We start from the raw sequence: 25,936 nt of genomic DNA, 5'->3' as shown, positions 1-25,936 counted from the left end.
CTCCTGAGAAAGCGTCAAGGATGGGCATGAAATCGTGGTGGAGCTGGAAGCTCCAGGAAATGAAGGCCAGCAAACATTCCTATGTTCTGCTTGCACCTTATATGCTCCTGTTCATCATGTTTACCGTGATTCCGGTTGTCATCTCGATCATACTCAGCTTCACCTACTTTAACATGCTGGAATTCCCGCGGTTTATTGGCTGGCAGAACTACACCCGCCTGTTTCTGGAGGATGATGTATTCCTGATTGCGATCAAGAATACGTTGTTGTTCGCCATTATTACCGGGCCGATCAGTTATATTGCCTGTTTCGTCTTCGCGTGGATCATTAATGAGTTAACACCGAAATGGAGAGCGTTCATGACGCTGATCTTCTACGCGCCCTCCATCTCGGGCAATGTGTATTTTATCTGGCTGATGATCTTCTCGGGAGATCGTTATGGTATTGCAAATGGGCTCTTGATCAAATGGGGTTTTCTGCTGGAGCCGATCCAGTGGCTGAAGACAGAAGCTTACATTATGCCCATCCTCATTCTCGTGCAGCTGTGGCTGAGTCTCGGAACCGGATTTCTGGCGTTTATCGCCGGTTTGCAGACCGTAGACCGGACGTTATATGAAGCAGGAGCGGTAGATGGGATCAAAAATCGCTGGCAGGAACTATGGTACATTACCCTGCCTTCGATGCGTCCACAGTTGATGTTTGGCGCAGTCATTCAGCTCACAACCTCGTTTGCCGTGGCCGATGTGTCGATCGCGCTGGCCGGGTTCCCGAGCGTGAACTATGCAGCAGAGACGGTGGTGACCCATTTGATCGACTTTGGTACAACGCGGTTTGAGATGGGATATGCATCAGCAATTGCCACCGTGCTATTCATGATTATGGTGGGCACCAACTTGCTGGTACAGAAACTGCTTCGAAGGGTGGGAGAATAGCTATGGCTGCAATTGCGACAGGCAAAAAGCGGGTGAATCGCTCGCTATCGGGAAGCCTCTCCCTGTTTGCCCTTCTGCTCGTATTCGGTGCTTTCATGGTGCTGCCGTTGATCTATGCGATCAACAATGCATTCAAACCATTGGATGAAATCTTCACCTTTCCACCAACGTTGTTTGTCAAAAATCCCACGTTCAGCAACTTTACGGATCTGCTGAATCTGCTGAGTGACTCGTGGGTGCCGTTCTCACGTTATATATTCAACACGGTATTTATTACAGGTATCGGAATTGTAGGCCATGTGCTGCTAGCTTCCGCAGCGGCCTACCCGCTTGCCAAGCACAAGTTTCCAGGCAAAGTATTCATGTTCCAAGTGGTCGTACTGTCACTGATGTTCACACCTGCGGTGACGGCGATTCCGAACTATATGATCATGTCATGGCTCGGATGGATTGACTCGTACTGGGCTGTTATCATTCCGGCATTTGCCTATTCACTCGGGTTGTACCTGATGAAGCAGTTCATGGAGCAGATCCCGGATGCGCTGCTAGAAGCAGCCAAGATTGACGGTGCCAGCGAATACCGGATCTTCTGGTCCATCGTCATGCCCAATGTGAAGCCAGCCTGGCTTACATTGATCATTCTGCTGTTCCAGATGTTATGGGGCAGTGATGGGAATGGATACATCTACAGCGAGCAGCTCAAGACCCTGCACTATGCAGCGGGTCAGATTATTCAGGGCGGCATATCCCGGGCAGGAGCGGGTGCTGCGGTAGCACTGATTTTGATGAGTGTGCCGATCACGCTATTTATTTTCTCTCAGAGCAGAATCATTGAGACGATGGCGAGCTCGGGCATGAAGGATTAAGGGGGAACGATATGGCACGCACAGTGAAAAGATGGCTTGTTCTCCTGGCGGCAGTATCTCTGCTGCTGGTGAATGCCGTGCCTGCGGCGGCCTCCCCGGCGCCGTATGAGAGTTACAACTATAACTATTGGAAAGAGGCTGTTCCCTCACCGGATGCCTATCTGCCCGAGCGTACCCTATCAGGTCGTGACCTCGGCATTAGTGAGTTCAAAGACCCCGGTGATGTGAACGTTTCTCCTTCCGGGTTGATCTATATTTTGGATAGCGGCAACAGCAGAATTATCGTATTGGACACCAGTTTTAAGCTGCTGCGCGTCATTGATGGATTCATGATGGATGGCAGCAAGGAGACGTTCAACCTTCCGGGCGGATTGTTTGTGGATGAAGAAGAACACATCTATATTGCCGATACGGGCAACAGTCGTGTGGTCATTCTGGATGGAGAAGGAGCGCTGATTCATACGATCACGAAGCCCGAGTCGGATATCCTTTCGACCCAATTCCAGTTCCAACCCTTGAAGCTGACGGTTGACCATGTGGGCCGGGTGTACGTTGTGGCACAGGGGGTCTACGAGGGCATTATGCAGTTTGACGAGAGTGGGAAATTTATCGGATACGTCGGTACCAACAAAGTGGAGCGGGACTACGGCGAATATATCTGGCGCATGTTATCAACCAAAGCCCAGCGCGCACAGATGGTCCTGTTTGTCCCAACGGAGTTCTCCAATGCGGACATTGACCACAAAGGATTCGTGTATGCGACGAATATTGATCCCGGCTCGAATGAACCGATCAAACGCCTCAACCCGTCTGGCGAAGATGTACTGAAGCGGTTTGGTTATGTTGACGTCAAAGGCGATATCCGGTTTCGCAACAATCCCGGTCCATCCAAACTGATCGATGTGAAAGTGCTGGGTAACGGCATGTACAGTGTATTGGATGCGACACAAAACCGGGTGTTCACGTATGACGATGAAGGTCATCTGCTCTACATATACGGTGGCAAAGGAAATCAGGTGGGTACCCTCAAAACGCCTGTCGCGATTGAACAATCCGGTGAGCACCACTTGGTTCTGGATCGGGGCAAGAACAATCTTGTCGTCTATGAGCCAACCCGTTTTGGTTCCCGTGTGAACGAAGCGGTGGCACTCCACTATCGTGGAGAGGACACGGAGGCCGTGAATATTTGGAGAGAAGTGCTGAAGCTAAATGCCAACTATGACATCGCCTATATTGGTATCGGCAAGTCCTTATTAATGGAGAAGAAAAACGAGGAAGCGCTGGGTTACTTCGAACTTGGGATGGACCGCAAGAGTTATTCTGTCGCGTTCAAGAGGCATCGGCGGGAGATGATGAAGGAACACTTCGGCACATTCCTGACCGCTGCGATCGCGCTGATTATCATTCTGATCCTGACCCGAGTGGCGGTTAAATGGAGACGGAGGAGGCAGATTGATCGTGAAGCAGGATTTCATTAAGTTTCCGCTGCATCTCATTTTTCACCCCATTGATGCATTCTGGGACCTCAAGTCGGATAACCGGGGACGGCTGCTCGTTGCTTTTGCAGCGCTCGTGCTTACCATCATCATGATGATTTTGCAAAAGCAGTACGCAGGATTTCTCGTCAATTACATCGATCCTCGTACGATTAACAGCATCATCGAGATCGCCACAGTTGCAATCCCGTTCTTTCTATGGTGCACAGCCAATTGGGCGGTAACGACCTTGATGGAAGGGGAAGGGAAATTCAGAGAAATCGTTCTTGCGACAGGATACTCTCTTCTTCCGGTTATTCTGATCTATGCCCCGATGATCGTGATCAGCCGCTTCATGGTGCAGGAGGAGACTGCTTTTTATTATCTTTTTAATAGCATCGCGTTCTTCTGGTTTGTGTTGCTTCTGTTCATTGGCATGATGACGGTTCACCAGTACACCGTGATTAAAACAATCATTACCATGGTGCTAACGCTCATTGTGATGGGCATTATCGTATTCCTTGGTGCCCTCGTCTTCAGCATGCTGCAACAGTTGTACGAATTCGGTTATAACATTTACCGTGAGTTGATTTTTCGGACCTAAAGGAGGCGGCATCCGTGAACAAAAGGCAACGACTATATACGGTGCTGGCTGGTGGTGCAGCTGTAATCATGATTGCAGCCGGGCTGCTGTATATAAACAACAGGGGGGTTCCTGCCGTAGAAGCCGCGGCTTATCTGGATACAACAACCCAAGCCATGCCCGTCACGGAGGAACCGTTGCAGTTCCTTGGCGACTCTTCGCAGGGGGTGCCTGGTATGCAACTGGTCGCCGAAGATCAGGGGTTGGCCTTGTACTATAACGAGGAGACAACAGAAATTGCAGTACGTGACGGGAAAAGTGGAGAGATCTGGTATAGTAACCCGAAAGAACGGGATGGGGACAGTCTCGCTTCCGCATATGAAAAAGAAGTGCTGTCCTCCCAACTGAACGTGTCTTTCCGGGATGCGATGGGTACACTGGAGAACTTTCCGAATTTCAGTTCCAGCATCAGCAACAAGCAATTCACTGTGGGGCAGATCGATCAGGGGATTCGGGTGAACTATACGCTTGGTGATACGTCGCTTGGCATTGACGCACTGCCGAAGTTGATCAGCAAGCAGCGCCTGGAGGAGAAGATTCTTTCCAAACTGGATGCTACTGTCGCAAGATACACATCTGCCCGTTATTATCCAACCAAGAACAATCCGGATATTCTGGAGCGGCTGGATGGACAGATTTCGAAACAGCTTGTGCTGAACAAGATGTTGGGAGCCTTTGAGACGGCGGGTTACACGGCGGACGATCTGGCCTTTGACAATCAGGAGAATGGGGTCGAAGGCGGAGGCGTATCGGATAAGCCCAGCTTCGTGATTCCTGTGGAATACCGGCTGGATCAGGGCGCACTTGTCGTAACCGTCCCTTTGAGTCAAGTTCAGGAAAGTGGGCAATATCGCATTCGGAATATTGATTTGCTCGCTTACTTTGGTGCTGCGGATACGAAAGGTGAGGGCTACATGTTCGTGCCTGACGGTTCAGGCAGCCTGATCCACCTGAACAACGGGAAAACCCAAGAAGAACAGTATGTACAGCGCGTCTATGGCGCAGACCCAAATGATAATTCGCTCAGTCGTCCTCAGGTTAGTGAATCAGCGTATATGCCTGTGTTTGGTCTGAAGAACGGGGAGAATGCCTGGTTTGCGGTGATTGAAAAAGGGGATGGCATTGCCAGTATCTCTGCAGATATTGGAGGCAGGCAGAACAGTTACAACCATGTGCATGCGACCTTCTCCCTGCGGGGTGAGGATGAGCTGGAGATGTATACCTCGCAGAAAATGCAGGAGATTCAGCTGCTTAGCGAAGAGCCTTTCCGTGGAGATATCCAGGTGCGTTATCATTTCCTTCATGGAGAAGATGCCAGTTACTCGGGCATGGCCCGTCTGTATCAGCAGCAATTGATAGAGCAGGATGTATTGAAGCCACGCGCAGAACAGACGGAGTTGCCGTTCTATGTAGATGTACTTGGTGCGGTGGACAAAGAGGCTTCGTTCCTGGGCGTGCCCTATCGTTCCACTCTAGCTATGACCACGTACGAACAGGCTACTGAAATGGCGGCGAAGTTGCAGCAGGAAGGTGTAAACCGCGTGCAAATGCGGTATCAGGGATGGTTCGGCGGTGGGATCAGTCATCATATGCCAACCCAGGTGAAGTTGGACAGTGAAGTAGGCAGTCGTTCCGAACTTCAGGCGTTGTCCGCTAAGCTTGGGCAGTCTGGCGGAGCCTTGTTCCCGGATGTGGCTTTCCAGCACATTTATCACGATGATATGCGCTTTGCTCCCTCTTCGGATGCGGCACGCTTTGTCACGAAAGAGACAGCAGAACTGTATCCATACAGTCCTGCCCTTAATCGCATGGATCAGAGCAAGGACAGCTATTTTCTGCTCTCAGCGGCCAAGCTCCCTTATGTGGTGACTGAGTTTGCCGATAAATTCAATAAACTGGACCTCGGCGGATTATCCCTCCGTGATCTTGGGCAAGTCCTGACTTCCGATTATCGGGATAGTCGGGTGATTCATCGGGAGACGGCGAAGAACATTGTGAAGGAACAGCTGGGACAGCTGGAACAATCCTATCCAAACCTGATGATATCAGCAGCAAATAGCTACGCTTGGGGAAGTGCACAACATGTTGTGAATGTACCCGCAGGGTCGAGTCGGTTCAATATTACCGATGAAGAAGTTCCTTTTTATGCGATGGTTATTCATGGATATATGAACTATGCTGCCTCTCCGATGAACACGTCGGGGGATCAGGATCTCCGCAAACAATTGCTGCGCAGCCTGGAGCTTGGGGCAGCTCCGTATTTTCAATGGACATATGAACCATCTTCCCGGCTGAAACTTACGAATTATGATTCGGCCTACGCGACTGAGTATGGCTATTGGGTGGATGACGCTGTTGCCTTGTATAAGCAGGCGAATGAAGTGCTGGGAGAACTGGAGAATGAGCAGATCCTGAAGCATGAACGCATCCAGGATGGCGTGGTCCGGATCACTTATACGGGCGGTACATCCATCCTTGTGAATTACAATGTGGATTCAGTTACTGTTGATGGAACAACAGTTGGCGGGACGGATTATGTGGTGGAAGGAGTGAACCGATGAGAACCATTCGATTATCGCTGAAGTCACGGAGAGCGCTGCTTGGACTTGCATTTATATCGCCGTGGCTGGTCGGCTTCATCTTCCTCTTTGCCACGCCACTCCTGCAATCCATCCGGTTCAGTCTGAGTAATCTGTCTGTTGCTCCGGGCGGATACGTCCTGGAATACGTTGGATTTAAAAACTTCAAGGATGCGCTTCTGGTTGACGCGACGTTCAACCGGATTCTGGTCGACTCGGTTGGAGCGATGCTGCTGAATGTGCCGATGATACTGTTTTTCAGTCTGTTCACGGCGACACTGCTTAACCAGAAGTTCAGAGGCAGAACGATGGCGCGTGCAATCTTCTTCTTGCCGGTTATTCTGGCTTCCAGTGCAGTTGCAGCAGCTGAGTCTGCGGGATTAATCAATCTGATGGGGGATGCGAGTGCGGTCGATGCATCTGCGGATGGCGGGGCTTCGTTCAACGTGGTATCCATTGTGCGGATGCTGGCGGATGTGGGATTGCCGATGGCCTATGTGGATTATATTGTAGAAGCCATCATGCGGATCTATGAGATTATTAGCAGTTCAGGTGTCCAGATTCTGATCTTCCTCGCCGCGCTGCAATCGGTGCCGGGATCGATGTACGAGGTTGCCAAGATTGAAGGAGCAACAGCCTATGAATCATTCTGGAAAATTACATTTCCCATGGTCAGTCCGTTGATTCTGACGAATGTCATCTATACCATTATTGATTCATTTGCCGGAAGTCCGGTCACACAAGCTATCTATCAGACCGCATTCAAAACCCAGAACTTTGGCTTAAGCTCGGCGATGTCCTGGTTATATACCATGGTGATTGGCCTTGTACTGATCGTAGTGGGTTGGGTGTTGTCACGGCGGGTTCATTACAACTGACGGTTAACGTTGAGGGAGGCTTCAGATTATGGCTGCGTCAGGAACAGATCGCATGGTAGTGGTTCCAAAACAGAATTACCACATGCAGCGGGTACGAAACAAGACATCGGACCTTCTCTATTCCATATTCAGATATGCACTGGTCATCGGAATTTCATTTATTATTTTATATCCGTTATTTCTCAAAGTTTCAGTCGCGTTCAAGGATAAGCAGGATATTTACAATCCGACGATCTATATGATTCCCCAGCATTTTACACTGGATAACATCCGGCTTGCAGCCCAAGTGATGGATTTTCTTCCCTTGCTGGCGAACACCTTACTCTTTGTTACCATCACAACGCTTCTGACAGCGATATCCTGTGCACTTGCCGGATACGGCTTCGCCCGGTTCTCGTTTCCGGGTAGCCATGTGCTCTTTATCCTGGTGATTCTGACTATTCTGGTGCCGACAAGTACGCTCATGGTACCGATGTATCTGCATTTCCGCAGCTTCGACTTTATGGGCATCATTCAATTGTTCACGGGGAAAAACGGGATTAACCTGCTCAATACGTACTGGCCTTCGATGATTACGGCTGCTACGGCAGGAGGGCTGAAGGCGGGGCTATTCATCTATATCTTCCGGCAGTTTTTCAAGGGGATGCCGAAGGAAATCGAGGAGGCCGCACTGATTGACGGCGCAGGTGGATTCAAGACATTTGCCCGTATCATGTTGCCTAATGCAATCTCGCCGCTGATTACGGTCATTCTGTTCTCGTTTGTCTGGCAGTACAATGATACGTTTTATTCGGCACTGTTCATGAGCGAAAGTCCGCTGATTTCACTGAAAGTGGCTTCTTTGCCGGCTCAGGCGAACCAATTGATTCCGCAACTGATGGGCTTTGGTTCGAACTCGGGTATCAAGGCTGATCCAAACTATGTGGCCATGATCGTGGATACAGGCATTTTGCTGGCGATTGCACCGCTGATTATTTTGTACCTATTCGTGCAACGTTATTTCGTGGAGAGTATTGAACGTTCTGGTGTAGTGGGTTAACATGGTAAACCCAATTGGAGGTGTAGAGATGACAGTGCGTGAGATCAGCAGAGTTCCGGTGAATAAAGCAGCGACATCCGAAGCAAAAGAGTTGATGGCGTTCCTGGTCGAGCGTTATCGAAAAGGGATGTTGTCAGGCCAGCAGGATTACAGCAATCTTAACTGGATTAATGAAAATACAGGCCGGAAGCCAGCTGTGATTGGCTTTGATCTCATGGAATATTCCCCTTCAAGAACAGATCGCGGTGCGGTCTCTCAGGAGATTCGGGATGCGATAGACTGGCACAAGCAAGGCGGGATCGTGACACTATGCTGGCACTGGAACGCACCAACGGATCTGCTAGATGAACCTGGCAAAGAGTGGTGGAGGGGGTTCTATACGGATGCCACTACCTATGATCTTGCCTTCGCGCTGGCTGATACTGAATCGGAAGCATATCAGTTATTGATCCGGGATGTCGATGCGATTGCAGTTCACTTGCAAGAGTTGAAGGATGCTGGTGTACCTGTATTATTCCGACCACTTCATGAAGCAGAAGGTGGGTGGTTCTGGTGGGGAGCGAAAGGCCCCGAACCTGCCAAACAGCTATATTGTTTGTTGTATGATCGATTGGTTCAAGAACATCAGCTGAACAATCTCATCTGGGTCTGGAACTCGGAAAAACCGGAATGGTATCCGGGTGATGATGTCGTGGATATTGTCAGTGTGGATGTATACCCGGAAGCAGGAGACCACAGCCCGTTGGCTGCACGTTACGCCAACCTGCGTGAGCTTGTGAAGGATAGCAAAATCATTGCACTCGCCGAGAACGGCTCTATTCCGGACCCCAAGAAGATGAAGGAACAGGATGTCCACTGGAGTTGGTTCTGTACCTGGACAGGTGGATTCCTGAGAGACGGAACGCATAATGATGTGGCGTTTTTGAAGAAAGTGTATCACAGCGAAGAGGTCATTACGCTGGATCAGTTACCGAAGTGGAGTTGGTTATAAGAACTCCACTGCCAAGCATGTATTGGAATCAGAGAAGCATTAGTATTCGCTGTAAGAAATAATGCGAATACTAATGCTTTTTTTGGTGGCGTACATATGTAAGTGGAACCCCTCTTCCGAGAAACATGGGAATCCGGTTCGAACAAGAATCTAGTTTGACGGGTGAAGCATAGCTTGGATATTGGTATATAAATTTACGCTGGAAGTGAATAAAATGTACGATTGATTAACCGTGCGAATCAGAATCCTCTCGCTTGTTCCATTGACTGGACCGATCCGAATGGCGGATGGTTCGCTACCACCATATGTATCATCCATGGTGACCGATGTAATATGTGGGATGGGAATTTCAATTTTGGAAAACTGCCACCGGATGACCAGTTGATCTTTTATTTTTTTGACGTTAACACCAAACATAATAAGACCTCCCTTTAAGCTTGCTGAAGATAAATACTTTTTATTAGTCTACCACTTATTGGTTAATATTTCCTTGATAATAGTGAATTTCCCCCGTGCAATTAAGTACCCAAGTGTAACTTTATCCAATGGTAATATTTTGCCACAGATATTTCCATAAATGTTGGCATGATGTACACTATGACTAACGAATATGGATACGGAGCGATTTGTTGGAGGTGAGATTCGTATGGCGGATTTGAACGCGTATCATTATTTTGAAAAAAGTCTTGGTCCTTTCCGAAATCTCTCAAGCCTGTCTAATGAAGAAGCCGAAACAGTTACTCAACAAATCCGTGATCAAGGCCGGAATTTTGCCAGTCAGCGATCAGCGGATTATATGACCATCCGAAGAGCACTTGAACATAAAGCGTACGAGCAGTTTAAGGGCAAAGGCGGAACCCCGACCAATCCATATCCCCACTATATGACCCTCGGTGCATGTGAATGGTTGTCATCCTGGTATACCGAACCGGATCAATTGATCATTCCGTGGGAAGATCTGTCTGCCGAAGTTGTGAGTTTCACGTATGGAGACCTCTTTCCAACCATGCGTTATTCCGATGATAAACCTTACCGTAAGCAGATCTACACCAAGGATGAAATCCTGGAAATTATTCAGGCCTATGGTTGGCCTCAAGAATGGAACCGTCTAGGCGATCAAGGCCCGGAACGATATATTGAAGTACAAGTATGGGACGAGCGCATCATCAGACCCTATCGTTGAAGCGAAAGGGTTCATGGCGCGCTTTCTAACGTTTCTAACAGGTGCAAAAAAGTGCAATTGCAGGAAATACGGGTGTTCGTTATAGTGAGTGAAAGCTTTGACCGGTCAGGAAGAATCTTCTTCAAAGGCCTGTCAAAGCCCCTTTTTTAATCGTTAATCCGATTAAGACTATAGGTTTAAGAGACTAAGGAGGATGGGAAAGCCTATGCAAAAAGTGGGGAAACGTAACACCCGTAATCTGGCCTGGATCATATCGGTTGTCATGGTCATGTCCGTGGTACTTAGTGCATGCGGAAGTAAGGAAGAAGAACAGGTGAGTGGCAGCAGCGGCAATGGAGACGATCCGTTGGAAGTTAGCATTATGACCATCACGCCAAGTGCTGTCCCCGCTGCTGATGATAATGTAATCAAACGCGCCATTGAAGAAGCGACTAATTCCAAAATGAATATCCAGTGGGTCTCCAACAATATTTATGGTGACAAGCTCAATCTGACACTGGCTTCCGGGGATATACCTGATCTGATCATGATTAATGATCCGTTTGGAAGTACCTTCACCAAGATGGTCAAACAAGGTGCTTTCTGGGACATCACCCCTTATATCAAGGACTATCCGAATCTCAGTGGAGGCATTCCTGATATTGCATGGGATACGACCAAGGCAGCAGACGGCAACAATTATGGTATCCCGCGGCCTCGTCCGGTAACTGGAGATTCTTTTTTCATCATCCGCAAGGATTGGCTTGACCGATTGAATTTGCAGGTGCCAGAGACCACGGATGAGTTATTCAACGTGATGGAGGCTTTTGTAGAGCAGGACCCTGATGGTAACGGAACCAAAGATACCACAGGACTTGCCGCGTATATTAGTCCCGATGATCTCGGCTGGGGAGGTAATCTGGGCCCCGTTCTCGGTGCCATTGAGAGTTCTTTTATCGGAACCAATAGCAGTTGGAAATGGGATGAGTCTCAGGGGAAGCTGGTCTACAGGGAGCTGTTGCCCGAGGTGAAAGAATCCCTTCAATATCTAACCAAAGCCTATAGCAGCGGCATGATGCCGGAAGATCTGCTTTCGCTCAAGCTGACGCAGGCCAGAGAACTGTTCAAGCGCAATCAGGCGGGTATTATCGTGGACAAGACAGGCACGATGCGCAAAATCTATGCCGATGACCTGAAGAAGGTCGATCCTTCTTTCAAATATACGGATTTCTATCCTCTGACCAATCTGAATGGATATAATCCGAAGGGTTCGGGGTACAACGGTATTCTGGCGATCCCTGCCAGTGTGCCGGAAGAGAAGATGAAACGAATTCTCCAACTCGTCGATACCTGGATGAATCCGGAAGTGTTTGAAATCCAGCAGTTCGGGATTGAAGGTACACATTATGAAGTGGTCGATGGCAAAAAGGTCGCAAGTAGTGAAAAGTTGACGGCGGATAACGCGTCGGATTTCAATCATATCGTTAACGTCATCGACCTGCCTTGGGATACCACTGGTGAAACCGATGAAGAGACCCGGGCCAATGAACTGTTCAAAAAAGTGGAGGCAGAGCGAGACAAAACGAGCGTGGCGGATCTGGCTGCTGGCCTTCAATCCGAGACCGGGCAGAAGGTGCTGCCTGAACTCAACAAGAAGATCCAGGATCTGAAAGCAAAGATTATTCTGGGCCGGGAGCCGATTGAAGCTTGGGATGCCTTTGTGGAAACCCTGCGGAATGATCCGAATTTCCAGGCCGTGAGTGATGAGATGACCGAAGCCTACAAGAAAAGAAATGGACAGTGAATCTGAGGGAAGGAGCTGCAAACCATGAGCACCCATGAGCAACGAATGAGTACGGTTAAGGGGAAGCAGACTTCATCCAAAAAGAAAAGGTTAAACCTGCTGTCCGCACTTCGGCGTGACCGGTCGTTATATGTGCTGGCACTGCCAGGCATATTGTTCTTCCTCGTTTTCAAATACATCCCGATGTGGGGCATTATCATTGCGTTTCAGGATTACTCGCCCTTTCGGGGGATTCAGGGCAGTGAGTGGGTTGGTTTGCAGCACTTTACAGCACTCTTTGATAATCCGGACTTTGCCTTGTTGTTTCGAAATACGCTGGCGATCAGCCTGCTCAATCTGATATTGTTCTTTCCTTTTCCGATCCTGATCTCCCTGGGACTCAATGAACTGCGAAGTGTGGCGTATAAGAGACTGATTCAAACGATTATCTACATGCCGCATTTCCTCTCCTGGGTAATCATTGCCGGCTTAACGCTGCTGCTGTTCGCCAAAGGAACGGGGCTGATTAACGAGTTATTCGTTTTATGGGGATGGCCCCGCGTGGATATATTGACGAACCCCGACAGCTTCTGGATCATGGTCACCCTGCAAGCAATGTGGAAGGAAGCAGGTTGGGGCACGATTGTGTTCCTGGCCGCCATGGCGAGTGTGGATACTCAGCTGTATGAGGCGGCACGCATGGATGGAGCGGGACGATTGCGCCAGATCTGGCACATTACGCTGCCTGCCATCCGCAGTGTCATCATCGTGCTTTTGATTTTAAGACTAGGAGATATCATGGAGGTTGGGTTTGAGCAAATCTTCCTTATGTACAACGGCGCTGTATCTGAAGTGGCCGAAGTATTCGACACCTATGTATACCGCACAGGGATTGAGCAGGGCGATTTCAGCTACAGTACAGCGGTTGGACTGTTCAAATCCGTAATTGGGCTGGTGCTGGTCGTTGTCGCAAATCGTGTGGTAAAGCGCTTGGGTCAGGAAGGCGTCTACTAGTTAGTTCCGGTACCCGACCCATATCCGGGACAGCCATTGATCAATGGAGAGGAGGTTTCGAATGCATCGCATGAAATGGAGTGAGCGGATTGGACAGTCCCTGAATGTGGTTACGCTTGGACTATTGGCTGTGGTCATGTTTTTCCCGCTATATTATGTTTTCGTTGTTTCATTCACGGACCCCGGAGAGTATTTGCAAAAGAAGATCGTACTCTTCCCGGAACGCTGGTCTGTTGAAGCCTATACGTATTTGTTATCCACGCCTGCCTTTGCACGCTCGCTGGGGAACAGTGCATTTCTGGCAACCGTCGGCACGGTGTGCAGCCTGGCTGTATCATCCTCTCTGGCTTATGCGCTGTCCCAGAAGCGATTCCACTTCAGAAAAATACTGATGTTCCTGATTGTACTAACCATCTTGTTTAGCCCGGGCATCATTCCAAATTACCTGCTGGTGCGGGAACTGGGGCTGATCAATAATATCTGGGCACTGATCCTGCCTGCGCTTGCCAATGGCTGGACGGTGTTGCTGATGAAAAATTTCTTCGACAGCCTGCCTGCAGAGATCAGCGAAGCAGCGTCTATCGATGGGTGTAGTGCCATCCGGACCTGGTACACGATTGTGTTACCATTATCGATGCCCGCGCTAGCTGCTTTTGGATTGTTTTTTGCCGTAGGCTACTGGAACCAATTCTTCGCGGCACTATTGTATCTAAACGATTCTGCGAAATGGCCCATTCAAGTATTGCTGCAAAACATGCTGCTGAATGCATCAAACATTGATCTGGTTGCGCCTGGACAGCTGGTGGAGACACCGCCGACAGAAATGTTGAAGATGGCCGCGATCATTGTAGCCATATTGCCAGTACTGGTGGTTTATCCGTTTATACAAAAGCACTTTGCCAAAGGAGCCCTGATCGGCTCGGTCAAAGGATAAATTTGCATTCAGGCGGGGATTCCCGGAAAGGAGGTCCATTCAGATGATATTCAAGCGCACAGCTGATCCATTACCCAAAGGACGTTATTTCAGGCGCAGCCTGATGATGATTCTGTTTATCGCCTGCATTCCGGGAGTCATTACAGGGGTGTTGTTGTATGGCTGGGTCACCGTCAAAATGGAAAAGATTTTGCAGCAAACCCATCTGCATCAATTTGGACAACGCACCGTGTGGGTTGGCGAACAGTTGGATGCGCTTGAATTGACCTTCTCGCAGTGGGCCTTTGATCCGGTTTTCGATAACCGTCTGAAAGAGCTCGATTTTGTATTCAAGTATAAACAGGTTCATGAACTATACCGATTGCTGCTGATGATCCAGAATTCCAATACACTGATCGGCAAAGTTCAGTTGTATCTGGGGGAACCACGGGCCGTGAAGATGGATTCTGAACGATATGATTTTGTTAAAGATGCTGGGGAAATTGAGAAGTATGAACTGCTAACTCACCAGCCCCAGGCCACATATTGGTCCCGCTCCATGGATGGCATGTCCATGATGATGGTGAATCGGCTTCCGGGTGGAAGCGACGATGCACTGGGTGCATTAACAATCACGCTGGATAACAAGCAACTGGGTAACATGTTACAGACCTTGTCCCCGTATAATGGCGGGACGACATTCCTGCTGGATGAGCAGGGCAAGCCCATGCTCCCACAAGACCAAGCGCTTGGTGGATTACAACATGCTGTCCGTGAACATATGTTGAACCTGGAAGGGAATCTGTCTTCTTTCCTGATGGAATATGAGGGACTGACCTACTCGGTTCAATCGGGCACCTTCCGCAGACTGGGTACCGATTGGACTTATCTGTCTGCGGTTCCCCTCAATGAAATTGTAGCTCCGATTGTGTCTGTACCCCGAATTGTTCTTCTCGTCAACGGATCGGGACTATTGCTGGCTCTGATCCTGTCGTGGGTCGGTTCGCTCCAGCTCTATAAACCGTTTACGAAATTACTGCGAATATTTACCGTGACTGGAGCACCGGTCGAGGCTATAGCGCCAGAAGTGTTATCCTCTCCCCAATTGTTGTCCGCAGCTTCTACCCGCTCAAATGGGTCTGTACAACTGGATGAAATCAAGCATATTGAACAGCGCTGGATCGGCGTTAATCAGGAGAGAGAATTGTTGCAGCAACGGTTGGAAGAGCAGCTTCCACTCGCCCGGGAAAGCTTGCTGATTCAGCTCACGCTGGGTCATCTGTTATTGTCATCCGACCATGAATGGAAAAAACGCCTGGCACAGCTGGGCTGGGTCCTTCGGGATGAGCGGTTCATCATCCTGTTTGCTCACATGCGTCCGAGTGCAGTTCTTCTATATGGGGCTAAAGAGCGAAATCGGAGCGAATCTCAGGAGTGGATCAGTTTTGCCGCAACGGACATTCTGAACAGGCAGTTGGAGGGACTTCCTTACCGGGCTGAAACGATCAATTACCATGACATGTCCATTGCGCTGTTACTTGCTGTCCCTCCAGAGGTTCAACCAGAGATGCCTGAATTCAGGCGAGAATTATCTCGGATGGCCCAGCATTGGCTGGAAGCCGTGCAGTCGGAATGGAACGTTCGCATGACAGTCTCGATCAGCAAACACACATCAGATGCCTCCCATATCCCGCAGCTGGTCAGAGAATCGAGGGCTGTGTTGAGGAAAAGACAGTTCTCTTCCAATGTGACCATCATTGATATGAATGAGGAGGCAGAGCAGGATGTGAATGAACATGGAGCTTATCCGCTTGAGCTGGAGCAGACCATCATCTCGGCATTACGTAGTGGTGAACAGGACACTGCTCTGGAACAGTTCAGCATATTTATAGGCATGTATGCCGGATCTGAAGCGCCAGAGAAGCATGTTCGTCAGGCTTTATTCCAACTGCTGGCACGCATACAACATACCCTTTTGCAATTAGGGGAAGACCCGGTTGAACTGTTTGGTGTAGGAATGTATGAAGAGGTGCTGCATCTGCATGATCTGGATGAACTGTTCCTGTGGTTCAGGGAACGGATTGTGCACGTATGTGTAGAGGAATTCACAGGCAAGGAAGAGAAGCAGATACAGATGGCTGTTCATCAGATGAAGGAGCATGCGCAGCAGCAGTATGCAGAAGCGTTATCGCTGGATGAATTGGCAGATCTTCACGGGATTCATTCCTACACATTAAGCCGGGCATTCAAGCAGGCATTCGGGCAGAACTTTGTGGACTATCTGACTGAGGTAAGGCTCCACCGGGCCAAGGAGTTGCTTGAATCGACAGACGTCAAGATCAGTGAAATTGCGGAGCAGGTGGGCTATCAGCCCAGTTACTTTAATCGTCTATTCAAGAAAAGCGAGGGAACGACGCCAAGTCGTTACCGGGAAGAGATTCACAAGCATACCGGGCACAATCGGGGTAACCGCTCCGTTTAAATCACGCCCTAGTTTTCAGCCCAAAGGAGAGTGGGATGTGACGTGTCACAGGACAAGCCAAATATTATTTTTCTCATGACGGATCAGCAGCGATGGGACTGTATTGGAACGTTCAATGAACATATTCATACACCGAATCTCGATAAACTTGCAGCCGAGGGAATCACTTTCCGCGATGCGGTCTGCCAATCGCCAATGTGTGCGCCAAGCCGAAGCTCCATGATGATGGGATATTATCCGTCGCAGCTTGGGGTCCGAACGAATTATGGCGGATTGTTCGAGGAAGATAAGCTGCCTTCCGAACCTTTGCCGGAGTTAATGCACCGCGCAGGGTATCAGACAGCCGGATTCGGAAAAACACATTGGAACCATAGCGAGGGCGTAGATGAGCCTTCAACTCGAGGGTTCGAAGTAAGATCCATCGGACTTTCTCGTCAAAGTGGTCATTATGAACAGGGAGCGACAATGATGGGTGACTCCCATCCCGAAGCACTGGAAGCTTACCATCAGGAGACCAAGGATTTTGGTAGCGGTGAGGAAAATGTCAATGGCTATACAGGGCTTACGAGTCAGATTCCAATGAATCAGCATCGGGATGGCTGGGTAGCCGAACAGGCGCTGCAATTTTTGGATGAAGGGATAGACCCGGAGCGACCGTTATTTTTTTATCTGTCTTTCCTGAAGCCACATGCCGGGTTCAATGTACCCAAAGCATTTGAAGACCTGTACAGGCTGGAAGATATTCCGGATATCCCGCAACCGCCTTGGGAGGATGAAATGCAGACTCACCTGGCAGCTTCCGATGAACTGAATTTGAATAGTCGACAGTCGTACCTCGACAAGAAGAAGGTATGGGACCAGCGCAGTTTGGAGGAGCGAAGGAGAACTACGCTCAGATACTGGGCGAATTGCTCCTGGCTCGATCATTACTTTGGACTCGCTTTGGAGAAGTTGGAGAACCAGGGGAGGTTGGATAACGCGCTGATTGTATTTGTCTCGGATCATGGAGAGATGCTGGGGGAACGACAGTTTCGCTTCACCAAATATAATCTGTATGACAGCAGTGTAAGGGTGCCGCTCATATTGTCTGGTACCCACATTCAGGAGCAGAAGCGCGGAACGATTGATCTGATGCCTGCGGAATTGGTGGATCTGGTGCCGACATTGACACGCGCAGCTGGACTTGAAGCGAATCCGATGCTGCCTGGTGTCGATCTGCTGGGCGATCTCAGGCATCGCGGAACGTTCTGTGAATTCCATGGAAAGGGAGTAACGGCACCTCATTCGGCTCCGGCCTATATGTGGCGGACTGCGGAGTGGAAGCTCATTCTGTACATGGAAGGCTCTGTCGCGGAGTCTGCATCGAGAGTGCATGAAACGAAGGGTGAATTGTATCACCTGACGGTTGACTCTCATGAGTGGACGAACCTGTATGATGAGGAGCAGCATGCTGTAATTCGGGAGCAATTAAAGACCGAACTGCTGATGCATCTGGCTGTCAGTTGGGCGAAAGGCCCCTTTTTCTATGATCGTGGAGGAACCAAGCCGTTAGAGCGGTAGATAGACCATGTTGACCGGGCATCCGGAGGCAAAGCAGTTATTGCTGAACCAGATCAGTCGATCTCATTAGATTGGCTCGTGGGGACAGAGATAACAGGCTTTGCTTTTTTTTATACATATACTAACCATCGATGGAGGGGAATTGTAAATGAAAACCAAATCAACTGTGACCAAAGGAACGAAAGTACTATTCACGTTACTGTTAAGTGGAGTTATTGGATGGACAGGTATTGTATCACCGGGAGGGGGAGTACTTCAGGCAAATGCCGCAGAAGGGTCTGCACCACGTCTGGTTGAAGATCTGGGACGAGGCCTTACTGCCGTATATCTGGGAGAGAACAAGGTGTATCTGAGCTGGCGTCTGCTTGGGACCGAACCGCAGCAGGTTACATTTGATATCTATCGTCGGACGGGCACAGAAGAGGTGAAGCTGAACGACCAGCCTTTGACGCAGGGAACCAATTATACAGATACGAATGTGGACGTAACCCAGAGCCATACGTATATCGTGAAATCTTATGTGGACGGTGGGTTACAGGGTGCGAGTGCCGAGGTTGTATTGGCAGTCAATCCCGAGATCCGTAATTATTTCAGTATTCCGCTGCAAAATATAACGTCCAATGCGTCCGATTATTTTGTGCAGCATGGCTGGCCTGGGGATCTGGACGGTGATGGGGAATATGAATACGTGGTCACCCGAATTCCGGTGAACGGAGGGAATAAATATGTGGAAGCCTACAGTCTGACCGAAGGTTTCCTGTGGCGGATCGATCTGGGTCCATACAGTGTCACAACGATAGATACATATAATGCGCCGCCTGCTTCCGTCAGTGAATTTGGAGTGCCGGGACTTGGAGGCTGGCGGGACAACGACAATATAACGGTATTTGATCTGGACAGTGACGGGAAGGCTGAAGTACTGCTGCGTACCTTTGAAGGAGTGAGGTTTGCAGATGGTCAGGTCGTTCCTGCGACAACGGAGCGTGCTCAATATGTGTCCGTCGTGGATGGACTGACCGGAACAGAAGCGGCACGCACAGCGATAACCAATGATTATGCAGCCGATGGTCCGCTCAGTGGGCACTTTGGCATTGCTTATCTGGATGGTGAACATCCAAGCTTGATTACGGCGCTCAAGAATCGTGCGCTTAGCCGTAATTTTCAGTATGTGACGTCAGCCTATGATTATGCAGACGGTGCCCTGACCGAGCGTTGGAGACATGCTGGAGCGGACGGTGAGTTTTTCCACCAGATTCGTATATTGGATCTTGACGGGGATGGGAAGGATGAGGTGTCATTCGGAGGCTGGGCACTGGATGATAATGGAGAGACCTTGTACAGTCTGCCGGGTGTAGTCCATGGCGATCGTTTCCACATTACTGACATTGATCCGGATCGACCGGGGCTGGAGCAATTCGGGATTCAGCAGGCGGAGAATGGAAACGTCAATCAATTTCCTTGGTTTTATGCCGATGCGGCAACGGGCGATATTATTCGTACAGGGGAAATCCCGGAGGACGTGGCACGGGGAACGCTGGCGGATATTGATCCACGGCACAATGGGCTTGAGATGTGGTCCAGTTCAGGCAATATCTACAATGTGCATGGTGAAGTGATCAGCTCAGTCCAGCCCTCGACCAATTTCAGAATTTGGTGGGATGGTGATGTGCTCGGCGAGCTGTTGGATAAGAATTTTGTGGAGAAGTGGGATTGGGAGCAGAACACGACAACACGTCTGTTTACAGCCGATGATGTTCGCGTGAATTCCAGAAACGCCCCAGTACTTTATGGCGATCTGCTGGGGGATTGGAGAGAGGAAGTTCTTTATGAAACGAGTGATTTCACAGAATTGCGTCTGTACACAACAACGATACCATCCGATGTCCGCATCTACACGCTGCCGCATAATCCGGCTTACCGCAATGGACTGGCGGTGAAAGGATATATGCAATCCTTGTTGACCGATTATTATCTGGGTGAAGGAATGACAACACCAACGGTTCCGAACATTCGTCCTGTCTTGTACAATGGGGATCAGGAGTCTTAAACCAGTGGAAGGGGATGTTTCAGATGCATGGTCAGATACCCGAAAAGGGAACTTCCTGCTGTTGCTCTGCAAGTCGGAGCGGCAGGCTTAAGGAGGGAATTCGATCAGAGGACATGCCTGAATCGACGGCTTCCCGTGAGGTGAGTGCAGCATCCGACCATGTATCTCCACTTTTCGTTGACCGTCTACCGCCTGATGCGCTGGCGGGAGACGATGAATACATCGCCGGACGAAACGACAGGAACAGCATATTAATTGAAGGTGGACGTTACCTTATGGGCACCAATGACCCGGAAGCTTTTGCAGGAGATGGGGAAGGGCCTGTCAGGGAAACTCAGGTAGACTCCTTTTATCTGGATGAATGCACGGTGACCAATGCGCAGTTTGGACGGTTTGTGCGGGAGACCGGGTATCGAACAGAGGCCGAGCGATTCGGCTGGTCCTTTGTTTTTCATTTATTCGTTTCTTCGCAAACGGCTGCGCATGTTCGTACCGTGGTGCAGCAAACGCCCTGGTGGTGGGTTGTCGAAGGTGCGGACTGGTCTCATCCCGAAGGACCTGACTCTGATGTGAACGACAGGGCTGACCATCCCGCTATTCATATCTCCTGGAACGATGCCAATGCGTATTGTGGATGGGCGGGTAAGCGCCTGCCTACAGAAGCTGAGTGGGAATATGCAGCCCGTGGTGGATTAATCCAAAAGAAATATCCCTGGGGGGACATTCTGCGGCCGGATGGACTGCACCATTGCAACATCTGGCAAGGTATCTTTCCAACTCAAAATAATGCCGCTGATGGTTATGCGGGCACGGCACCCTCCCGATCTTTTCCTGCCAACGGATTTGGACTGTACAACATGTCAGGTAATGTATGGGAATGGTGCGCTGACAACTACGTCAGGGATCATGAGCAGTCTATACTTGCTGAGACTGTTGCTTCTCCCGATGAAATTCGCAAGGTGTTAAAAGGTGGTTCCTACCTATGCCACCGTTCCTATTGCAATCGGTACAGAGTGGCAGCACGGATTTCCAATACGCCGGATACATCCACCGGACATATCGGTTTCAGATGTGCATCTGATGTATTGCCGGTATAGCGTGCTATTGATATGACATACCGAATACGATTATGTATATATGAAAGGAATACAAGCGACTCATGTGAGTCGCTTTTTTCCTTTTACTGATCCGAAAGGATAATTCCGTTATTTCACGAATACAACAGAGAACTCAGCGAATTCAAAATCACAGACAAAGGGTGTGCCACATGACGAATCTATTCGAACAATGTTCAGGTAAAACATTATCTGCCAACCTGGGATGGCTGAACGAGCCAGCAGATTGGTCCATCGAAGACGGCAAAGTAACGATAACCGTTTCGCCGATCAGTGATTTTTTCATTGATCCGGGAGGTGAGCCGGTGAAAGCCTCAGCTCCATTTTTACATACGATAATCAAGGGAGATTTCAGCATCGTCACTCAAGTACAGGTGGAGATGAAAGAACAGTATGATTCGGGCTGTCTGATGGTGAGGGTGGACGATACGAATTGGGCTAAAGTTTGCTTTGAGTATTTCGAAGAACAGCCTTCCATTCTTAGTGTCGTTACTCGTGGAAACTCGGATGATTGTGTATCAGAACCTGTAGACGTTAACAAGCCTTATTTACGTGTAGCCCGGGCAGGCAACAGCTTTGCTTTCCATTATTCTCAGGATGGAGAGAAGTGGAAGCTGGTACGTTATTTCGGCCTCGACTGCCCGGATGAGATCAAAGTTGGCATTGTGGCCCAGTCCCCAATTGGGCAAGGGACGAAGGTTACTTTTACAGATGTACAGCTTCAACATGGAGTGACCGGAAGTGTTCGCCGAGTAGAATAACACGATCAGAAGGTTGTTCTGTTATTCATTTCACTCGAATTAGCAATCCGAACAGGCCGAGTACAGCAAAGGACAGGAATGCCGTAGTATTGGAAAACACTTCAATGGTGTAACCTGCCATGGAAGAGCCGAGAAATTGCCCGACACCCAGCGCGAGAAAGGCAAGGCTGATTCCGATGGATACATTCGGACTGAATAGTCTCGTTGCCCATACAATAAACACACTGGTCAGGAAAATATACGTGCTGCCAAACATGATGGCAGAGATCAGACTGGCAGTCATCGATGGCAAAAGAATAACTCCGAGCGAAATAGCCAATAACAGTATGCCTATTCGGTAGGACGACCCAATCTTGATACGTTCAATAATGCGACCAGCGCATCCGCCGAGTATCCCCATAACCCCCATCACAATCCAGAATAACACGGCTTCCGAATCGGAGGCCCCTTTCTCGTCCGTGAGGAAATTTCGGGCAAAGGTCCAATAGATTGCAGAACTGAAACCTGTCAACAGACAAGCCATGAGCAGAGCTGACCCTGGTCTGGTTGGTTTCATGCATGCCCAGATAGACTTGGTACAAGGCGGTGTCTTGGTTGCCGGAATAACACGTCTGTTCCAAAACAGAACCACAACACCGATTACAGCAAACAGGATGTAGGTTAGACGCCAGTAATCCGTGAACAGCCAGTAGAGGGGACCCGAGATTACAATCCCGAAGCTGGTCCCTGTGTTAATCCAGCTGTTGCCTCTTGCTTGCAGATCGGGTGCAAGCTCAGCATTAACTGTGTTACCGAGGGCTGGAGAGGCCCAGCCTGTACTCAAACCCGCTAGAAATACACTAAATGCAAGAACCCATACATTTTGAGACAAGGCAATGCCAGCTAATCCGAGCACTGCGCTGATCCCTGCCAACTGAATGACATAATGATGTCCCCTGCGATTAATGAACAGTGGTGCAGTTAGAAGGGACAGACAGTAGGCAATATACGTTCCTGAGTTAATCGCGCCAGAGGCTGCATCATTCAATTGTAAGGCTTCCGAAATTTCCGGCATAAACAATCCATAACTGAATCGCCCGAACGCATAACATACAGCGATAAGCGCAATGCCTGGAAAGATAATTTTTTTCATTAAATCCACCGCCTTTTAGATAGAACGATCATTATATTTCTTATGAATAAAAAAAGTGAGTTGAAATATTAACTCACCCGGAATAGCTTTATTTGAAACTGGTTTGCGTCATATGGATCAGTTCGAGGCAGACGTTATTTACATTTTCTGTCTCGGCAAGTGCCGTGGAACCCTCCAGCAGCAGGGAGAATCGCAATAGATCCCGATCACTTGCAGCAGGCGCCAATGTTTGGATTAAAGTTCTCATATGTCTTTTATGCGCATTTACTGTCTGGACGATGATATGGTCTGCATGACCTCCGAATTCTTCTTTGGCTCGTAAAAATAAGCACCCTCTTGATTCGTGTTCCTTCAGCCAGCGTGCATGGCCTTCAGCCAGATTGAGGAACATGGGTTTTGATTTATTGTCTGCATATTGCCTGAGCTGTTCTAAATAACGCTGTTCGCGCCGCAAGAGTACCTGGACAATGAGATCATCCTTGGACTCAAAGTGATTGTATAGCGTCATAATCGCGATTCCGGCATCCGTGATAATCCGCTTCAAGCCAATGGAATGGAAGCCGTGAAGGTAGAACAATTCTTCAGCCACGTTCAACAGCATTTCCTTTTTGCTGCTCATGATCAGTGATACTCTCCCTTCAAAATAAGATAGAACGATCATTATACCCAAAGGCTATAGTAAATCGTTTACATTGTCAAATTTTGTGAGCAGGGGTTATATGAACTACATTCCCATATGCAGAGGGGGAACATCTGCAAGGGATCGGGAAGATGTGGCAGGAAGTATGGACGAGCGGTACAGAAGATCGTTTATTTGAACTGAACAATGGGGATATTCCAGGGTTACTCGGTGTCGTTGTGGATCAATGCTTTCCATCCAATCCTTATGAGCACGCGTATATGCCGGAGCTGGAAGTATACCCTGGTCCCAATCAGCCGCCACAAATCTGGATACCGATTAAATAAATTTTAACCGTTTCAACTCATAACTTTAGCCCGTAAACACTCGGATAACCGAAGCTGTTTATGGGTTATTTTGTATGTGATTGTTCAGAAATTCGAAGTAGTACAGAGGATGTTCGAGCGTTTTTCATTTTATTGTAGCTAGGTAAACATGATATATTGGAACGAGGGTTTATCTCTATAAGAGGCCAATAAGGTGAACCGCAGGAGGGGCAAGATATGTTGCATGAGGAGAAATTCGTTCAAGCGATTATGGAGCACGAGGAATTAATGCACGACCTGCGACGAGTTCGAAGTCTGCAATTGCCTCAATGTTACATAGGTGCAGGATATATTCGTAATTATATCTGGGATGTCCTTCATGGATATGATCTTCGTGAACTTCATAGCGATATTGATGTTGTCTATTATGATGCGCAAGACTTGCGTGAGGAGCGAGACATACAGCTTGAACAACAGCTTCGTGAGGAGACTGGCAATTCAAAGTGGTCGGTCAAAAACCAGGCGAGAATGCATCTGCGCAATGGCACAGTTCCTTATCGTTCTACTGAAGATGCTCTTCGTTATTGGCCAGAAGTTGTGACTGCCATAGGAGTACAGTTGGATGAAGAGGATCAGGTGAACATCTGTGCTCCGCATGGTTTGTATGATCTGTATCACCTCGTGGTCCGCAAAAGTCCGTTCTTCACGGATACTGATTATTACAATCAGCGCGTACAAAAGAAGTGCTGGCAGGAACAATGGCCGAAACTAATGATAATAACTGCTTGAATAATAAGTGATTTGAGGAATTGTGGTACAAGAAGGAGTGTCTACGGATTTGATAAAAAAGTTCTTACAAAAAAATGGACTGATCATTGATCTTGTTCTGTTGGCATGTTTTGTGGCGTTTTTGGTCTTTTGGGGCCAAAGATTCCCAGTTATGTTATTCGGAATGATCACGGTGGCTTTTATCGTACTAAGGCGGATCGACTATCAGAAGCATGTTATTCTGAAACGGATTATCCTTACCGGATTTGGCGTGGTTGCCGTCTCTTTTGTCATTATTGAAGCGCTTGTATTTACACAGCTTGGTGCGAATGATCCGGAAGAGGCGGACTATGTCATTATTCTGGGTTCAGGCATCCGGGGAACGGAATTGTCATTGACTCTAAAACAAAGGTTAGATGCCAGTCTAGACTACATTCGCAGTCATCCTCAGACACCTGTCATTGTATCGGGTGGGCAAGGACCTGGAGAATCCATTCCTGAAGCGCTCGCGATGAAAAACTATCTGATTGAACAAGGGATTAGCCCCACCCAAGTGATTATGGAAGATCGTTCCACAAGCACACAGGAGAATATGGCCTTTTCCAAAAAAATCATTCTTGAATCCGGGTTGGAGCACCCGGAGATCATGATCGTCACCAGTGACTATCATATGTTTCGTTCCAAATATATCGCTGCCAAGAACGGTTATGCGGCAGAATACGGCATATCGGCCCCGTCACCGGGATATTTGAAACCCATCAACATGATCCGTGAATATTTTGCTACGATCAAAACGTTTATCTAATGTACATGACAGAAAAACGAAAACAGGACGAAGCGGAGATCTATGA

23 protein-coding genes are annotated in these 25,936 nt (G+C 48.8%); 20 read left to right on the top strand and 3 right to left on the bottom strand.

The features are described 5' to 3' along the window. The first annotated feature begins 20 nt into the window (after window positions 1-20). Genes AC4G47_RS22015 through AC4G47_RS21980 form a run of 8 tightly spaced genes read left to right on the top strand, consistent with a single transcriptional unit; the run spans window position 21 to window position 9,403 of the window. Window positions 21-932, top strand: coding sequence for a carbohydrate ABC transporter permease (locus AC4G47_RS22015; RefSeq protein WP_062833376.1), 912 nt, complete (start codon window positions 21-23; stop codon window positions 930-932). 2 nt (window positions 933-934) lie between these two features. After that, a complete protein-coding gene (locus AC4G47_RS22010) occupies window positions 935-1,798 on the top strand; it encodes a carbohydrate ABC transporter permease (RefSeq protein ID WP_491102661.1) in 864 nt (287 codons plus the stop codon). An 11-nt stretch (window positions 1,799-1,809) separates the two neighbouring features. Then, window positions 1,810-3,276, top strand: a complete 1,467-nt coding sequence (locus AC4G47_RS22005; protein WP_491102659.1) for an NHL repeat-containing protein — start codon at window positions 1,810-1,812, stop codon at window positions 3,274-3,276. After that, window positions 3,257-3,877 (top strand): YIP1 family protein, encoded by a 621-nt coding sequence (locus AC4G47_RS22000; protein WP_491102657.1) that lies wholly within the window; start codon window positions 3,257-3,259, stop codon window positions 3,875-3,877. The genes AC4G47_RS22005 and AC4G47_RS22000 overlap by 20 nt, the downstream gene beginning before the upstream one ends. 14 nt (window positions 3,878-3,891) lie before the next feature. Further along, window positions 3,892-6,477: a DUF5696 domain-containing protein gene (locus AC4G47_RS21995; RefSeq protein ID WP_491102655.1), complete on the top strand. Its 2,586-nt coding sequence runs from the start codon at window positions 3,892-3,894 to the stop codon at window positions 6,475-6,477. After that, entirely contained in the window at window positions 6,474-7,373 is a 900-nt protein-coding gene (locus AC4G47_RS21990; RefSeq protein ID WP_491102654.1) for a carbohydrate ABC transporter permease, read from the top strand. The genes AC4G47_RS21995 and AC4G47_RS21990 overlap by 4 nt, the downstream gene beginning before the upstream one ends. 28 nt (window positions 7,374-7,401) lie before the next feature. Continuing rightward, complete coding sequence (locus tag AC4G47_RS21985) at window positions 7,402-8,412, top strand: carbohydrate ABC transporter permease (RefSeq protein WP_491102652.1); 1,011 nt, start codon at window positions 7,402-7,404, stop codon at window positions 8,410-8,412. Window positions 8,413-8,440: 28 nt separating this feature from the next. Further along, complete coding sequence (locus AC4G47_RS21980) at window positions 8,441-9,403, top strand: glycosyl hydrolase (RefSeq protein ID WP_491102650.1); 963 nt, start codon at window positions 8,441-8,443, stop codon at window positions 9,401-9,403. Window positions 9,404-9,553: 150 nt separating this feature from the next. On the opposite strand, the gene AC4G47_RS21975 is transcribed toward AC4G47_RS21980, so the two are convergent. Beyond that, window positions 9,554-9,820 (bottom strand): SunI/YnzG family protein, encoded by a 267-nt coding sequence (locus tag AC4G47_RS21975; protein ID WP_491102649.1) that lies wholly within the window; start codon window positions 9,818-9,820, stop codon window positions 9,554-9,556. 229 nt (window positions 9,821-10,049) lie between these two features. Here AC4G47_RS21975 and AC4G47_RS21970 point away from each other — a divergent pair, with 229 nt between their 5' ends. The 9 genes from AC4G47_RS21970 to AC4G47_RS21930 all read left to right on the top strand — a co-directional run bounded on the left by AC4G47_RS21970 (window position 10,050) and on the right by AC4G47_RS21930 (window position 22,240). Then, on the top strand, window positions 10,050-10,586 hold the full coding sequence (locus AC4G47_RS21970; protein WP_491102648.1) for a hypothetical protein: 537 nt from the start codon (window positions 10,050-10,052) through the stop codon (window positions 10,584-10,586). Window positions 10,587-10,791: 205 nt separating this feature from the next. Continuing rightward, window positions 10,792-12,369, top strand: a complete 1,578-nt coding sequence (locus tag AC4G47_RS21965; RefSeq protein ID WP_491102647.1) for an extracellular solute-binding protein — start codon at window positions 10,792-10,794, stop codon at window positions 12,367-12,369. Between the two features lie 24 nt (window positions 12,370-12,393). Continuing rightward, window positions 12,394-13,362 carry an ABC transporter permease gene (locus tag AC4G47_RS21960; RefSeq protein WP_491102646.1) on the top strand — a complete coding sequence of 323 codons (969 nt, stop codon included), beginning with the start codon at window positions 12,394-12,396 and terminating at the stop codon, window positions 13,360-13,362. A 61-nt stretch (window positions 13,363-13,423) separates the two neighbouring features. Next, window positions 13,424-14,296: a carbohydrate ABC transporter permease gene (locus tag AC4G47_RS21955; RefSeq protein WP_491102645.1), complete on the top strand. Its 873-nt coding sequence runs from the start codon at window positions 13,424-13,426 to the stop codon at window positions 14,294-14,296. Window positions 14,297-14,339: 43 nt separating this feature from the next. Next, window positions 14,340-16,757 (top strand): helix-turn-helix domain-containing protein, encoded by a 2,418-nt coding sequence (locus AC4G47_RS21950; RefSeq protein WP_491102644.1) that lies wholly within the window; start codon window positions 14,340-14,342, stop codon window positions 16,755-16,757. A gap of 42 nt (window positions 16,758-16,799) precedes the next feature. Then, on the top strand, window positions 16,800-18,317 hold the full coding sequence (locus AC4G47_RS21945) for a sulfatase family protein (protein WP_458125988.1): 1,518 nt from the start codon (window positions 16,800-16,802) through the stop codon (window positions 18,315-18,317). Between the two features lie 148 nt (window positions 18,318-18,465). Then, window positions 18,466-20,364 (top strand): rhamnogalacturonan lyase family protein, encoded by a 1,899-nt coding sequence (locus AC4G47_RS21940; RefSeq protein ID WP_491102642.1) that lies wholly within the window; start codon window positions 18,466-18,468, stop codon window positions 20,362-20,364. 23 nt (window positions 20,365-20,387) lie between these two features. Beyond that, on the top strand, window positions 20,388-21,461 hold the full coding sequence (locus AC4G47_RS21935) for a formylglycine-generating enzyme family protein (protein ID WP_491102640.1): 1,074 nt from the start codon (window positions 20,388-20,390) through the stop codon (window positions 21,459-21,461). A gap of 170 nt (window positions 21,462-21,631) precedes the next feature. Then, on the top strand, window positions 21,632-22,240 hold the full coding sequence (locus AC4G47_RS21930; protein ID WP_491102638.1) for a DUF1349 domain-containing protein: 609 nt from the start codon (window positions 21,632-21,634) through the stop codon (window positions 22,238-22,240). Between the two features lie 25 nt (window positions 22,241-22,265). Here the strand turns inward: AC4G47_RS21930 and AC4G47_RS21925 are convergent, their stop codons facing one another. Both AC4G47_RS21925 and AC4G47_RS21920 read right to left on the bottom strand, forming a co-directional pair. After that, window positions 22,266-23,372 (bottom strand): MFS transporter, encoded by a 1,107-nt coding sequence (locus AC4G47_RS21925; RefSeq protein WP_491102637.1) that lies wholly within the window; start codon window positions 23,370-23,372, stop codon window positions 22,266-22,268. Window positions 23,373-23,460: 88 nt separating this feature from the next. Continuing rightward, complete coding sequence (locus AC4G47_RS21920) at window positions 23,461-23,991, bottom strand: TetR/AcrR family transcriptional regulator (RefSeq protein WP_491102636.1); 531 nt, start codon at window positions 23,989-23,991, stop codon at window positions 23,461-23,463. Window positions 23,992-24,143: 152 nt separating this feature from the next. On the opposite strand from AC4G47_RS21920, the gene AC4G47_RS21915 reads away from it, so the two are divergent. From AC4G47_RS21915 to AC4G47_RS21905, 3 genes are all read left to right on the top strand, one after another. Then, entirely contained in the window at window positions 24,144-24,338 is a 195-nt protein-coding gene (locus AC4G47_RS21915; RefSeq protein WP_458125995.1) for a hypothetical protein, read from the top strand. Window positions 24,339-24,554: 216 nt separating this feature from the next. Then, window positions 24,555-25,106, top strand: a complete 552-nt coding sequence (locus AC4G47_RS21910; protein WP_491102635.1) for a nucleotidyltransferase family protein — start codon at window positions 24,555-24,557, stop codon at window positions 25,104-25,106. A gap of 49 nt (window positions 25,107-25,155) precedes the next feature. Next, complete coding sequence (locus AC4G47_RS21905) at window positions 25,156-25,890, top strand: YdcF family protein (protein WP_491102633.1); 735 nt, start codon at window positions 25,156-25,158, stop codon at window positions 25,888-25,890. Window positions 25,891-25,936 lie beyond the last annotated feature (46 nt).

This window comes from Paenibacillus sp. Negev47, assembly GCF_058313655.1.
This window is presented reverse-complemented; position numbering and strand designations above follow the sequence as displayed.

Bases quoted from the DNA above. Each gene is read 5' to 3' on its own strand.
- AC4G47_RS21950 (WP_491102644.1), top strand. From the start codon at position 14,340: ATGATATTCAAGCGCACAGCTGATCCATTACCCAAAGGACGTTATTTC.
- AC4G47_RS21935 (WP_491102640.1), top strand. From the start codon at position 20,388: ATGCATGGTCAGATACCCGAAAAGGGAACTTCCTGCTGTTGCTCTGCA.
- AC4G47_RS21965 (WP_491102647.1), top strand. From the start codon at position 10,792: ATGCAAAAAGTGGGGAAACGTAACACCCGTAATCTGGCCTGGATCATA.
- AC4G47_RS21960 (WP_491102646.1), top strand. From the start codon at position 12,394: ATGAGCACCCATGAGCAACGAATGAGTACGGTTAAGGGGAAGCAGACT.
- AC4G47_RS22015 (WP_062833376.1), top strand. From the start codon at position 21: ATGGGCATGAAATCGTGGTGGAGCTGGAAGCTCCAGGAAATGAAGGCC.
- AC4G47_RS22005 (WP_491102659.1), top strand. From the start codon at position 1,810: ATGGCACGCACAGTGAAAAGATGGCTTGTTCTCCTGGCGGCAGTATCT.
- AC4G47_RS21970 (WP_491102648.1), top strand. From the start codon at position 10,050: ATGGCGGATTTGAACGCGTATCATTATTTTGAAAAAAGTCTTGGTCCT.
- AC4G47_RS21940 (WP_491102642.1), top strand. From the start codon at position 18,466: ATGAAAACCAAATCAACTGTGACCAAAGGAACGAAAGTACTATTCACG.
- AC4G47_RS21930 (WP_491102638.1), top strand. From the start codon at position 21,632: ATGACGAATCTATTCGAACAATGTTCAGGTAAAACATTATCTGCCAAC.
- AC4G47_RS21915 (WP_458125995.1), top strand. From the start codon at position 24,144: ATGTGGCAGGAAGTATGGACGAGCGGTACAGAAGATCGTTTATTTGAA.
- AC4G47_RS21975 (WP_491102649.1), bottom strand. From the start codon at position 9,820: ATGTTTGGTGTTAACGTCAAAAAAATAAAAGATCAACTGGTCATCCGG.
- AC4G47_RS21990 (WP_491102654.1), top strand. From the start codon at position 6,474: ATGAGAACCATTCGATTATCGCTGAAGTCACGGAGAGCGCTGCTTGGA.
- AC4G47_RS21980 (WP_491102650.1), top strand. From the start codon at position 8,441: ATGACAGTGCGTGAGATCAGCAGAGTTCCGGTGAATAAAGCAGCGACA.
- AC4G47_RS21910 (WP_491102635.1), top strand. From the start codon at position 24,555: ATGTTGCATGAGGAGAAATTCGTTCAAGCGATTATGGAGCACGAGGAA.
- AC4G47_RS21955 (WP_491102645.1), top strand. From the start codon at position 13,424: ATGCATCGCATGAAATGGAGTGAGCGGATTGGACAGTCCCTGAATGTG.
- AC4G47_RS21920 (WP_491102636.1), bottom strand. From the start codon at position 23,991: ATGAGCAGCAAAAAGGAAATGCTGTTGAACGTGGCTGAAGAATTGTTC.
- AC4G47_RS22010 (WP_491102661.1), top strand. From the start codon at position 935: ATGGCTGCAATTGCGACAGGCAAAAAGCGGGTGAATCGCTCGCTATCG.
- AC4G47_RS21985 (WP_491102652.1), top strand. From the start codon at position 7,402: ATGGCTGCGTCAGGAACAGATCGCATGGTAGTGGTTCCAAAACAGAAT.
- AC4G47_RS21925 (WP_491102637.1), bottom strand. From the start codon at position 23,372: ATGAAAAAAATTATCTTTCCAGGCATTGCGCTTATCGCTGTATGTTAT.